This is a genomic window from Brevibacillus porteri (genome assembly GCF_003013475.1).
GTDB classification, from domain to species: Bacteria; Bacillota; Bacilli; order Brevibacillales; family Brevibacillaceae; genus Brevibacillus; species Brevibacillus porteri.
This window is the reverse complement of sequence record NZ_PXZO01000038.1, coordinates 1-12,553: the sequence shown is the minus strand read 5'-3', so window position 1 is coordinate 12,553 and position 12,553 is coordinate 1. Positions and strand designations below refer to the sequence as shown.

Sequence of the window (12,553 nt, the reverse complement as noted above, 5' to 3'; positions counted from 1 at the left end):
CTCTCCCTACTCTTTCAGTACCTTCGTGAAAATTCGTTTGATACGTGCATCGAGTACATGACTGCCACCCCGACCACGGACATCTTCGATCATCATGGTAACCAGCAAACGCGGATCATCTACATTAAAAACGGCGTACCATCCGTTTTCCAACCCGATCTCGCCCTTTTTCTGTTTCAGCTCAGCTGTTCCAGTCTTGCCCGCCATGCGAATACCAGGCACCCGTGCTCCTCGTCCGGTGCCGCGCGGGTCTTCCATAACCTGTATCAAATGCTGCTTCACCGTGCTCGCCACATCAGAAGGTATGACATTCGTCTTCCAATACCCGCCTTTTTTGTCTTCCTGCAACAGTGATGGATAAATGATATTTCCGTCATTTGCAAAAGCACTGTACACCAACGCAAGGTGTAGCGGCGTCATCGTTACCTCGCCCTGACCGTAACCGGAGTCTGCCAATTGAATCTCGTTTTTGAAACTGTCGTTATACAGCTTCGATTTGTCCAGTGGATATGGAATCGGGAGAGCTTCATGGAACCCAAACAACTCGCTCTTTTTCACGAATGGCTCCTCCCCCATGGAGAGCGCCGCTTTCGCAAAATAAATATTGTCGGAGTACACCAATGCTTTTTCCAAATTGACAGGTCCCCCGTAATCGCTGACCCGCGTTACCTCGTATCCACCCCAGGACGCATCCTTTTGCCAATGCAGTCCACGGACGTGGATACTGTCCGTAGGGGTAATCGCTTTTGACGCAAGGCCAATCGCTGCCGTGATCGGCTTGAAGGTGGAGCCCGGCGCAAACCCGCGCGCGAATCGATTGAGAAGCGGCTTTTGCGGGTTGTCATTCATTTGCTTCCACTCTGTTGCCGACATACCAAGCACAAACGCATTCGGATCAAAGGACGGAGAATTGACGAGGGCCAGTATTTCCCCAGTCTTTGGTGAGATGGCCGCAGCCGTGCCTGCTTCGTTTTTCAGTTCCTGGTAAATCGTCTTTTGTACTTCAGCATCTATGGTTAATGCCAGTGGCTGTCCTTGCTTGGCGAAGCGTTCCGCCACGGTCTTTTTTTCCGTACCATCTGCATCCGTAATGACGATACGACCACCTGCACTCCCTCTTAGCTCCTCCTCAAAAATCTGTTCCAGTCCTGATTTGCCAATCACATCGGACGTTTTATAGCCCTGATCCTTTCGCTTCTCGTACTCTTCCTGACTGATCGCTCCTACATAGCCAACCAGATGGGCAGTCGCGTCCTGATAAGGATAGTAGCGAACTTTCTTTTTGTGCAATTGGAGCCCTTCTGTTTTTTCTAATTGCTTAATCCGTGCATCGTCCTGCGGCAGCGTGGTGATCCGGATAAACTTGGTCGACTTGCTTGTCGTAGCTTGGACCTTCGAGGTGAGGTCATCCAACGGAATGTGCAAAAGCTTGCTGACTTCCATTTTCCCGGTCTGGGAAGCCTGGCTCCATTCTCCCGGATTTATCCCGATATCTACCACGACACGCTCTGTTGCCAATGGACGCCCTGCCCGATCCGTGATTTCACCTCGTTTGGGATACACCGTATTGGCTCTTACTTTGTCCCCTTCTTTCATTTCTGGAAGAATAAAAGAAGGATTCCAATGAATGTACCAGTCCTCCAAGTCATTCTGCGTTTCTTTGACAAGCGTTGCTTTCCCTGTAAAGGAAATCGGTTCAATGAACGTTTCCATCGTCAGCCGGTAATGAAAATTGATCTGCCCATCCTCCCCTAGGATGACGTCGCCATTGTACATCGGCTCGACAGCAATCGCTTTAGCCTCGATTCCACCGTAAATGTTTTGGTAACGCGAAACGAATTCATCTTTACTAATGGTCTTTTTTGTATGTAAAGAAAGCTGCTCGTACATGTCAGAGAATTTCTGTTCTCCCCACTTTGTCGTATACGCGGTGAATGCTGCCTTTGCCCTCTCTCCATCCGACTGCGTGGTGTCCTTCCAAAAGTCCCAGAAAAGATAGAAAAACCCTGAAAGAACAATGACAAAAACCGTCCAAAATACTATCCATGTCTTTTTCACTAGTCGTTCACCTTCCCTACCACACGATATTACAGTCGGGTACCATAATATATGGAAAAAAGATGATGGCAAGATGAGACTATTCTCATAGGACGATGATAAGTGTCAGACAGTTACATCAAATGCAAAAAAAACACAGGAAATTCATCCTGTGTCTGTCGTACTGCTTACTATTCTTCCCACATGTAACCGAAGCGCGGGATCGTGGTGACGTTCTCGCCATATCTGCCCAGCCGCTTACGCAAGCGATAAACGAGAGCGTTGATCTCGGCTCGTCCAACATCCGGGACGCTGCTCTCCGCATTCAGCAACCGCTCCGGCCAGACGAGTACCATGATTTCATCATAGCTGACCGCCTGATTCGCACGTTGGTACAGAAGCATGAGCAAGTCCATATCTTTTCCGGTCAAATGGATTCTCGCGCCATCGAGACGAATTTCTCTGCGTTCCAAATTGATGACCAAGCCGGAAGTGGCGGTAGTTTCTTTTGGAATCATCAAAGGAAATGAGAACTCCCGCGTCACATCCATCTCGCTACCCTCAGCGAAAAATATCATCTCTACCACGCCTTTAGCCAGCGTAATATGATCACCGTGATAAAGAAAATGCGGTGCTTGCTGTATCGGCATTCCGTTCACTTCTGTCCCATGCTTGCTTTGCAAATCAGAAATCGAATATTGGTTATTGATTTTCCGTATCACTGCATGCCTTCTGGAAATATACGGACTGGAAAAAGCAATGTCTGGTTGTAATTGATTGCCCCGTCTCCCAATCGTACACTCTTCCTTATGTAGAAACTGACGCTTCTGAAGCTGCTCGGGGTCTCCTTTTTTAATCAATACATATATGCCGTCGTCCAACATTCATCACCTCGAAAAGAGTTGGAGCTATCTGTATTTATTACATAGTAAATTACGCATAAGTCAACACTTTTTTCTATGAGCCGAAGTTCAAAAAGCTGTCTTTTTGAACATATATTAATAGCAAAAAAGCCACCAATTGTCCAGCCTACGAAAGTGACCGGTCGATTGACAGCTCTATATCATCACTATCCGAGAACGAATAGCGCTCGATTTTTCTATGTTGATCGTCTTAGGAGCAGCGCTTGAGAGCAGCAAATTTTTTCGGTTCAATCGCCAGTAGATGACAATCGCCATTCGGGATAAACAGCTTGTAGGAAACTCCCTTTGGCACAACAATAAACTCTCCGGCTTCCACCCATATATTACGCTCGTGGTACATCAGCAGCAGTCTGCCTTTGACGACAAACAGCAGTTCATCTTTCTGGTCATTTTGTTGCCAAGGATACTCACCTTGAAGCTTCTCTAGCTTAATAGACGTATCATCCATCTCTCCGACAACCAGAGAGCCCCAGGAATCTTGCAAGCGTGATAGATGTTGTGCGACGTTCACTTTCTCCATGATGATCCTCTCCCCTTTGCACTCTACGATAATATAATTTGCAGGAGAGAGACATAGTAGCGAAATGATAAATCACCTCATAAGAAGATGATAAGATGCTGAAATTTCTGACTGAACAGAGGATAGTGCCATAAATTAATCGGAGAAGTCCCGAAACAGTACATCCAACTCCTTCTCGTCGTATATGTCACCGTCACTAATAAATTTTTCGATCTCTATCGTACCGTCCTCCATCATCTCGATCTCCCATCTTTGACCAGGGACAGCTACCTCGATCATGATGCTTTCGCTCCTAATTTTACTCAAGCGATAAAAAATATGCCGCTCCTCCAATTTGTTTAGCAAATCGTTCAACTCATGTAACCGCTCCATAGGCTCACCCCCGTATTGATTTTCCTGCATAAGAAAAATGGGCAGTCGCCCTAATGGACTGCCCCTAGATTAGACTGTTTGTCTTTATCGTCTCACGACTCTGTCGTGCCAAACCGTTTGGCGTTTCTCGCGCGAGCACGCTCGATTTCGACTTCTCGATTGCGTGGCTCTGCATTCGTCACCAGCGAATCCAAGAGATTTTTCGCAACATCGGAGACCTCTTGGACCGCACGGTGAAAAGCCTCTTCATTTGCCTTCGAAGGCGTGTTGAAGCCCGAGAGCTTTCGCACGAATTGCAGGGCTGCTGCTTCAATCTCATCTTCTGTCGCCGGTGGATCGAAGTTGAACAAGGTTTTGATGTTTCGGCACATCGCTTACACCTTCTGTTCCCTTTTTTGTATCATTCTACTATACGTGATCGATGAATCCTAGATGAGAGGAAACGGAGTGAGGATAACGAATTTCACGGTTTGGCGGATTGTAATACTAGCCAAATCTCCCCCGCTTCACTTCGGAAGGATTACATCCATACTGCTTGCGAAACGCCTCGGAGAAATGACTGAAGTTGGAGAATCCTACGATGAGTGCAACCTCACTGACATTCAGATTGCCCTCTAGCAGCAGTCCAAGCGCTTTTTCCAAACGCCTTTCCCGCAAATAGGCAAATACACTCGTCCCGAACTCTTCTTTGAAGCCGATCTTCAGCTTGTATTCATTGAGCTGTGCCATACGCGCCAGTTCAATCAGAGAAGGCGGAGACTCCATATTTTCGAGTAGAATGTCACGGGCGTTGTGAATCTTTTCCCGATCACTCCGGGATAACTGTGACCTCGGTCGATTCTCTTCCCGCTCGAACAAAAACGTATCCAGCGCCGTCGACACAATCTCAAGAATCTTGCCTTCCGTATGCAATCTCCGCAACTTCAAATGGGAGGATGAAAAATCGTTCAACTGCTGGAGCATCCGAGCCATATTCGGTTGCAACGGCATCCGAAACAGACGATAGGCTTGATTGCCAAGCAGTCCTTGAAACGAATACGCTGCTCCCTCATCGCTTTCCGCCACCCATTCATTAAATTGCTCCACGGAAATACCTATGCCAACAGATCGATGAGGAACATCTGCCCGGTACATAAAATGCGCATGAAAGTCGTTCATCAATTGAAGGGAGCAACTCCCAGGCAAAAACTCGTGCTGACTTCCCGAAACGACGAACTCCCCACTCCCCTCCAAGCAAAAGCTGAGCTCCACCATGGCTGCCTGCGACTGTAAATCCATGACGCGGTTTTCCTGAAGGGAATAGCTCGATTCGACCAGCTCCAATCCCGGTCGAGGAATCACTCTCCGAAAGTAGCCATCATTATTCGTCAGTGTATACCGATTCGCTTCGGACACAATGCGATCACTTTTTGTTGAGGGCAATGCATTAATATAGCTATCGTATATGGAATGTACAGTTGCTTGATCCATGACCTTCTCCCTGCCTAACCATACGTAGGATAATCTTGCAAATGATTCTTATTCTCATAATAGTGACACAGGCGACTATCTGCAACTACAAAAGCTGCCCCTCAGAGCAATGGGTAGCTTTCTTTTCCACGATACTATTTATACTCAAAAAAACATGGATAAGTATAGGCGAGAAATTCAAAGCCTTTTTTCTCCAGAATCGGTCGGCTCATCGGACTCGCATCCACCATCAAAAGCGGATACCCGCGTTCCTGTGCTGCTTGTACCCGCACTGCCACGAGAGCCGTATAATAGCCTTTATTTCGGAAGTCAGGCAAAGTAGAGCCTCCCCACAGACTGCCAAAGGACGTATCCTCATGCAAGTACATCCAAGCAGCACTCACTGCCTGATCACCACTGTACGCAGCGTACACGAGCAGGTGCTCAGGATCTTCGGCCAAATCCCGTTTTAATCTAGCAGCAAGCTCCTCATTCGCACTGCCCCATACCTGCTCCTTCAACTGCATGATATCATCAATGCCTGTCGAATCAGTGATTTGCCGTATCTCTGGCGGAATGACAAGGCTTCGTAACTCCTCTGCCTGCGCCACCTCCAACACAAGCGTCGCTTCCTCCTCATCTACTGTAAAACCATGGCCTTTCAGCCTCTCAAGCAAATTAGCCGGTTGGTCATAATCAAACAGCTTCCACTCAAAGGATTGCTGAAGACTTGAGAAATATTCGAGTTCCTGCTTGATAACTACCTCTGCATTTTCTTCAGACAGCCTGGAAAACAAGACGACTCCTGAATCATCCGAGGTGGGTGAAACGTGACGAACGAGGTGTTCTGTCTCCTCCCGTCGAAGTGGCGGATAGGTAATATCCACTCTCATCTCTTTGTCAAAAAGGCGCAATACCTCTGTCTTGTTCATGTTTTCTTCCTCCCTTGTCTATGTCAGGACTAGTGCAAAATGTTCAGCAAAAACGTTAATGTACCTATACTGATCACCGTCGTAACCAACACGCTGCTGGAGACGAATTGTGGACGCATGTTGAATTGGATCGCATAGATCGCAGTAGTTGCGGCAGAAGGCATGGCTGCCAGAACGACCAGCACCTTTTGCAGCAGCGGATCAATCGGGAATAACAGACAGATGAGGTACGCCAAAAGCGGTGACGCCACCAACCGAATGACACTCGCAGCACTGAGTCCCTGCCACTCTAGCGCTTTGGTAGATACATTGGCGAGCTGCATGCCCAAGATGAGCATCACAACTGGAATCGCCGCCTGTGCAACGAGATCAATCGCCTGGTAGTAGCTTTGCGGGATGACGATTTGCAGCTGTTGCAGCAAAATCGCGAGAACCACAGCGTAATTGGATGGCTGCTTGAAGATCGCCTTGACGGCCGTCCCCATCCCATTCCCGCCTCGGGAGGCAAAATACACGCCGAATACGCCCATCATGATCGAATGGAAAACCATAATTTGCACCGCATACGTAAAGCCAGCCTCTCCAAAAGCGAACAAAATAATCGGCGTCCCGTAGTTGCCACTGTTCATGAAGGCGGTCGCGAGCATCAGTGCGCTTTCCTGTTGCTTGTCGTATTTGAACAATCGTGCCGTCAGCTGCGTGATCACAACGAGAGCAGCCAGCAGAAGCAGCGAAATCACGACGATATAAAATAATTGCAAGTCGAGCTGTGTTTTGTAAAAGGTACGAAAAACGAGCGCCGTCGACAAGATGTAAATCGCCAGGGAGGAGATCGGCTTCAAATCCATTTTGAAAATGCGCTGCAAAATATAGCCACTAAGAAAAATGAGCAGGACAGGCAGGATGACCTCCACAAATATCATGATTCTTCCCTCCTACCGTGCTGCTTCCATGAAGCTTTTGACCTCAGACAGCGAAGGCATGGCGGGAATGGCACCTGATCTCGTTGTCGTGAGCGCACCTGCGGCATTAGCAAAGCGAACCATGCCCTCTAACGTCGCTTGTGGGATATCCAGCATACTTTCCCCCTCCTCAAGAAGCTGATAGAGCAGCGCGCCCACAAACGCGTCTCCCGCTCCAGTCGTATCGATCGCGGTTACTTGAAATCCACCGACTGTACCGAAGTGATTTCGAGTACGGTAAAAACATCCCTTTTCCCCCAACGTGACAAAAACAGCTTGCAGATCATATTGCGCAAGCATCCACGCTGTCGCTTCCATGACGTCCTCGCTCCCCATGAGAAAAGCCAGCTCTTCCTCGGAAAGCTTGACGATATCAGCCTGCGCCATGCCTTTGAGGGCCATAGCCTTCGCTTCCTCCAGATCAGCCCATAAGGACGCTCGAATATTCGGGTCAAATGAAAGGAGCCGCTGATGCTTTTTCGCGTATTCGACTGCTTTCCAGGTTGCTGATCTGGCTGGCTCATGCGTCAAGGACAACGTACCAAAATGAAAAATGGCTGCCTGTGCAATCAGCTCCTTGTTCACGTCTTCCTTCCGCAGCATCATGTCTGCACCCGGATTGCGGTAAAAGTGAAAAGAACGATCGCCTGTCTCATAGAGATGAACAAACGCCAACGTCGTAGGCGCTTCCTCCGTGAGTACGAGACCTTCTGTGCCAATATTCTGTCGGTTCAAGGTCTGTTGTAAAAACCGCCCAAACACATCGTTTCCCACCGCACCGATAAAGGAAGTCCGCTTCCCAAAGCGCGACAGAGCGGCAAGTACATTGGCAGGTGCTCCTCCAGGGTTTTGCTCAAATGCAACGCTGCCTGGCTTTTCCTTCTGCTGTACAGGTGTAAAATCAATCAATAACTCGCCACATGCAACCACATCTACCATGTTGATTTCCTCCGATGACCGTGATAGCTCCAGTATGTCACAGGTTCTTTTTTTTGCCAATGAAAGCCAGTGACTGTATGTTGATGCTGCCATTTGGTAAAATCAAGAAACGAGGTGATTCGCTGTGAAAAGTTTTGGGTTTACCATTTTTGAACCAACTGGAATAAGAACTGATTATCCTTTGGTTGATTTGGAGAAACAACAGGTGACGGCAAGAATCTTCTATAAAGATAAACTTCTGATGACAGTGCTCGTTGATTTACAATCAGATCATATTCAAAAAGAAGGAAATCTATCAGAAGTTGCTCACCTCACTACTCCAGATGGAATCAAGATTGTAGAGGAAGAGAGAGAAATTAGCATCATAAAGAGCCAGGCTGAATTCTTTATTGAAAATAGTATTTCGAATCCCACAGAATACGAACAGCAACTCATCAAAGAGCAATTACGAAAGTAAAAGAAATGGCTAAAGATCCAGACATGTTCTGTGATCTCTAGCCATTTCTTTTTAATAGATCGTCAAATCCCACGCACTTGCCATATGCTTGAGCAGCGCTACCCCTGCTACGCTGTTTCCGTACTGGTCAATAGCAGGGCCATACACACCGATTCCACAGCCGCCAGCAAAAGGCAGCTCGCCAGAACGCCCACGCGGAGGGACGGCAGCCATAATGCCTCCTGACACACCGCTTTTCGCTGGCACACCCACAAAAGCAGCAAAATTGCCGGAAGCGTTGTACATGCCACATGTAACCATCAGTGCTTTGGTCACGCGAGCCTTCTCTTTGTCGAAAAGCTGTTCCTTGCGTACCGGATCATAGCCATCATGCGCCAGGATCAAGCCAATTTTCGCGATGTCCTCTGCCGTTACCTCGAGTGAGCATTGCCGGATGTACACGTCCAAAGCATCCTCTACCGGACAGGCCAAAAAGCCAGTAGCTGAGAGATAGTAGGCGAGGGAGCGATTGCGGTTGGCCGTTTGCCACTCCGAGTGATAGACTTCCTCGTTGATCTGATGCTTGCGTCCTGTCATGCCCTCGACCATGTCTTGAAAGGAGCGAAATTTTTCCTGGACTCCGTTCCCCTGCAACAAGGAAGACACCGTAATGGCTCCTGCATTGATCATGGGATTAAAAGGCCTTCCTGGCTTGTGCATTTCCAGCCGAACCATCGAATCAAATGCGTCTCCAGTAGGCTCTACATCCACCTGCTCCAATACATTTGCAATCCCGTGGTGCTTACATGCTGCCAGGAAGCTGATGACTTTGGAAATGCTTTGCAGGGTGAAAGGAGCATCGTAGTTGCCAGCCCTGCTAATTTGTCCATCTGGTCCTATCACACAAATCCCTAGCTGTGTTGGGTCAGCCTCTTTCAAAGCAGGGATATATGCAGCGCATTTGCCCTTACTGGACTCCCCGCGATATTGCTCGATCCATTGTTCCAAGCAGTCTGTCTCGATCGTTCTTGTTTGCTGCGCCACTTGTCTAACCAACTTCCTTTTCACCTTCGATTTACGCTTTTTGAGGTGGTTGAACATCGTCCGGAATGAGCGAGAAGTATTCTTCCCCTTCCAAACGTTCCTGCAATTCGGCTTTTGCCTGTTCAATCAGTGCCGGGTTTTCCATCGCCTCGATCGCTGTAGCAGCTATAACTTTACCTGCTTGCAGCATCCCTTTGTGTGCAATTGGCATAGCCCCCTGCGAGACGACCTGCCACGTATGGAAAGGCGTTCCCAGTGCCCAGCATGTCGTCATGCATTGCATTGTCGGAACCTGCCAGCTGACATCTCCCACGTCCGTAGACCCAGCAAGCGTAAACTCGTGCGTAGAAAGTGGCCCGATCACATCCGCAATCGCTTTGTCCTTCAGTTGCTTCGCTGTTTCACGATCCAATCCGAACAACGAAGCCCTCATATCCTCGGATGTTAACGTTGCCTGAATTTGTTTGGCATATTGCTGATCTGCTTCATCGTACGTAGGCACGCCGATTTCAACCAGATTTTTGTGCATGAGCTTCGCCAATACCGTATTCGGCACCAGATCAGAAGCTGTCCCCTCAAACACCGCTTCCATGGTGGTTCCCGTCATCAAGGCAGCTCCCCGTGCGATGTCGTAAACTCTTTCATACAGTTCCTTCACTTGCTGCTTTTTCGGAGCGCGAATCAAGTACACGACCTCCGCAAACGGCTGGACGACGTTTGGCGAAATTCCGCCTGTATTCGTAATCGCGTAGTGAACCCGTGCTTCCGGAATCATATGCTCTCTCATATAGTTGACGCCTACGTTCATCAGTTCAACCGCATCCAACGCACTTCGTCCCAAATGCGGTGCTGCTGCTGCATGTGCGCTTTTTCCGTGGAACTGAAAACGAACAGAGTAATTCGCAAGCGAGCTGATGTTCATGATGCTAGGTGCTGTTGCAGGATGCCAGGAGAGCGCAAAATCTACGTCAGCAAACATGCCTGCCCTAGCCAAATACGCTTTTCCAGAGCCAGCTTCTTCAGCTGGACACCCGAAATAACGGACCGTTCCTGCTAAGCCTGTTTTCTCCATGTAATCTTTAACGGCAACCGCTGCTGCCAGCGCGCCGGCACCTAAGAGATTATGTCCACATCCATGCCCATGACCATCAGTCACAATCGGATCATGGTTGATCGCGCCTTTTTTCTGACTCAATCCTGCCAGTGCATCGTACTCGCCCAAGATGGCCACGACGGGCTTGCCGCTTCCACAGCTAGCAACAAAGCCAGTCCCCAGTCCAGCGATTCCTTTCTCCACTTCAAAGCCCTCTGCTGCCAAAGCTTGATACAAGTACTCGGCAGAACGATGCTCCTCGAAGTAAATTTCTGGTGTTTCCCAAATTTTATCGCTAACGCGAATAAATGCGTCTCTTTTTTGTTCAATTAACGCAGAAATGATCTCGGTTCTGTTCATTTCATACGCTCCTTTCTCTAAGTGTTCAGGCGGATGCACTGTCGGCGTTTTGCTGCAACAGCTCGCCTTTTTCATAGTTCAACGATAATAGTGCGCCAATGCAAATGACTGCGAAGCCGATCAGCATCCAGAACGCTGCATCAAATGAACCGTTAAACGCTTCTACAATAAAACCAATCGCCATTGGCGTGATAAAGCCAGCTAGCTGTCCACCTGTATTCACGATGCCCATCCCTGTTCCCGCTACGGCAGCCGGAAGATTTTTCAGGACAACAGATGGCAACAGAATGATCACAAAGGAAAGGAACAGCGACACAATTGCTTGGTACGTAATAAACATCGTCACGCTCGAAGCGGTAAACATGAAGTACAAGAGCACTGCGACTACCACACAGGAGAGACTTCCAATAATTTTTTCGCGACCTTTTGGCAGCTTGTCCAGTACATAGCCGCTCACATAAATACCGACCAACGTAGCGAAGCCTGGTATCGTTTGCAGCCAGCCGAGCGAAATCATATCCATTCCGCGTACCTTGCTCAAGTAAGTCGGCATCCAGGTTACAAGACCCCAGTTTACTGCATAAATGCTAAAGTAAGCGATTAACAGACTCCATAGCAAAGGCGTTTTTAATAACAAGGACACGGAGCTTTTTGGTTGCTCGGAGCCATTCATTGTATTCGTTGCAGACTCATCTTGCGGAAGTTTAATATGGCGCCAGTACAGGAAAGCAATCACGGCACCAACTGCACCAATGACGACGAACATGGTTCGCCAGCCCATATTTTGAATCATCCAAACGGATAAAATCGGGGAGAAAAGCCCAACAATGGCACTAGAGGAGAGCATCACAGACATTGCTCGCGAGCGTTCCTTTACAGGAAAAATCGTGGCGATAATCTTCGAGCTGGCTGGTTGGAAGCCACCTTCACCAATCCCGAACAGAAAGCGGATAAGAATCATCGAAGCCAAAGACCAAGCAGCTCCGGTCAATCCTGTAAAAATAGACCACATGACAACGGATGCGATGAGTACTTTCCTGGAACCAAACCGGTCTGCCAGCCAGCCTCCAGGCATTTGCATAAGTGCATAGCCAGCAAAAAAACTACTGAGCAATAATCCCGTGGATGAAGCACTAAGCTGCAAGTCTTCTGTGATCGACAAAATGGCATAGTTCATGACGTATCGATCCAGGTTCCCTAATGCCCAGCCCAAAAAGAGTAGCGCTAAAATCCAGTTTCTCGTGCGTGCTGATACCATATGTGTGGATACCTCCTTCTAGATGCATTACTAAGCTAGTCTTTCATTTTGGCGAAAGCGCATTCATCTCGTTCGATGACTGACGATCCGCGCAAATATGGTCCAGCTCCTTTATTTACCGCATATATTACGACATGTCGTTATATATACTCTACGAAATGTTGAGACTATTGGCAACGGTTTTTTTTAACAGTTTGATTTCTCGGCAAATCGAGTAGGAGGGAGTGA

Annotated in this window: 13 protein-coding genes; 1 reads left to right on the top strand and 12 read right to left on the bottom strand. The window is 48.2% G+C overall.

Features of this window, described 5'->3' with window-relative positions; all coding sequences use genetic code 11:
• Positions 1–6: 6 nt before the first annotated feature.
• From C7R92_RS18930 to C7R92_RS18890, 9 genes are all read right to left on the bottom strand, one after another.
• On the bottom strand, positions 7–2,058 hold the full coding sequence (locus C7R92_RS18930) for a penicillin-binding transpeptidase domain-containing protein (protein WP_106835283.1): 2,052 nt from the start codon (positions 2,056–2,058) through the stop codon (positions 7–9).
• Between the two features lie 170 nt (positions 2,059–2,228).
• The gene (locus C7R92_RS18925; RefSeq protein WP_106835282.1) at positions 2,229–2,921 is read right to left on the bottom strand and encodes an FHA domain-containing protein; all 693 of its coding nucleotides are present in this window, start codon (positions 2,919–2,921) and stop codon (positions 2,229–2,231) included.
• A 229-nt stretch (positions 2,922–3,150) separates the two neighbouring features.
• Positions 3,151–3,480, bottom strand: a complete 330-nt coding sequence (locus tag C7R92_RS18920; protein WP_106835281.1) for a cupin domain-containing protein — start codon at positions 3,478–3,480, stop codon at positions 3,151–3,153.
• Between the two features lie 135 nt (positions 3,481–3,615).
• Positions 3,616–3,852 (bottom strand): hypothetical protein, encoded by a 237-nt coding sequence (locus tag C7R92_RS18915; protein ID WP_106835280.1) that lies wholly within the window; start codon positions 3,850–3,852, stop codon positions 3,616–3,618.
• Positions 3,853–3,944: 92 nt separating this feature from the next.
• Positions 3,945–4,223, bottom strand: coding sequence for a DUF2277 domain-containing protein (locus tag C7R92_RS18910; RefSeq protein ID WP_069848546.1), 279 nt, complete (start codon positions 4,221–4,223; stop codon positions 3,945–3,947).
• Between the two features lie 115 nt (positions 4,224–4,338).
• Positions 4,339–5,322, bottom strand: a complete 984-nt coding sequence (locus C7R92_RS18905) for a helix-turn-helix transcriptional regulator (RefSeq protein WP_106835279.1) — start codon at positions 5,320–5,322, stop codon at positions 4,339–4,341.
• Between the two features lie 134 nt (positions 5,323–5,456).
• On the bottom strand, positions 5,457–6,233 hold the full coding sequence (locus tag C7R92_RS18900; protein ID WP_106835278.1) for a GNAT family N-acetyltransferase: 777 nt from the start codon (positions 6,231–6,233) through the stop codon (positions 5,457–5,459).
• Positions 6,234–6,262: 29 nt separating this feature from the next.
• The gene (locus C7R92_RS18895) at positions 6,263–7,156 is read right to left on the bottom strand and encodes an AEC family transporter (RefSeq protein ID WP_017251275.1); all 894 of its coding nucleotides are present in this window, start codon (positions 7,154–7,156) and stop codon (positions 6,263–6,265) included.
• Positions 7,157–7,168: 12 nt separating this feature from the next.
• On the bottom strand, positions 7,169–8,134 hold the full coding sequence (locus tag C7R92_RS18890; RefSeq protein ID WP_106835277.1) for a PfkB family carbohydrate kinase: 966 nt from the start codon (positions 8,132–8,134) through the stop codon (positions 7,169–7,171).
• 124 nt (positions 8,135–8,258) lie between these two features.
• On the opposite strand from C7R92_RS18890, the gene C7R92_RS18885 reads away from it, so the two are divergent.
• Complete coding sequence (locus tag C7R92_RS18885; RefSeq protein WP_106835276.1) at positions 8,259–8,591, top strand: hypothetical protein; 333 nt, start codon at positions 8,259–8,261, stop codon at positions 8,589–8,591.
• Between the two features lie 51 nt (positions 8,592–8,642).
• On the opposite strand, the gene C7R92_RS18880 is transcribed toward C7R92_RS18885, so the two are convergent.
• Genes C7R92_RS18880 through C7R92_RS18870 form a run of 3 tightly spaced genes read right to left on the bottom strand, consistent with a single transcriptional unit; the run spans position 8,643 to position 12,325 of the window.
• Positions 8,643–9,626: a glutaminase gene (locus C7R92_RS18880; protein ID WP_412679010.1), complete on the bottom strand. Its 984-nt coding sequence runs from the start codon at positions 9,624–9,626 to the stop codon at positions 8,643–8,645.
• Between the two features lie 19 nt (positions 9,627–9,645).
• Complete coding sequence (locus C7R92_RS18875; protein WP_106835274.1) at positions 9,646–11,067, bottom strand: M20 family metallopeptidase; 1,422 nt, start codon at positions 11,065–11,067, stop codon at positions 9,646–9,648.
• Positions 11,068–11,092: 25 nt separating this feature from the next.
• The gene (locus C7R92_RS18870) at positions 11,093–12,325 is read right to left on the bottom strand and encodes an MFS transporter (protein ID WP_106835273.1); all 1,233 of its coding nucleotides are present in this window, start codon (positions 12,323–12,325) and stop codon (positions 11,093–11,095) included.
• Positions 12,326–12,553: the final 228 nt, after the last annotated feature.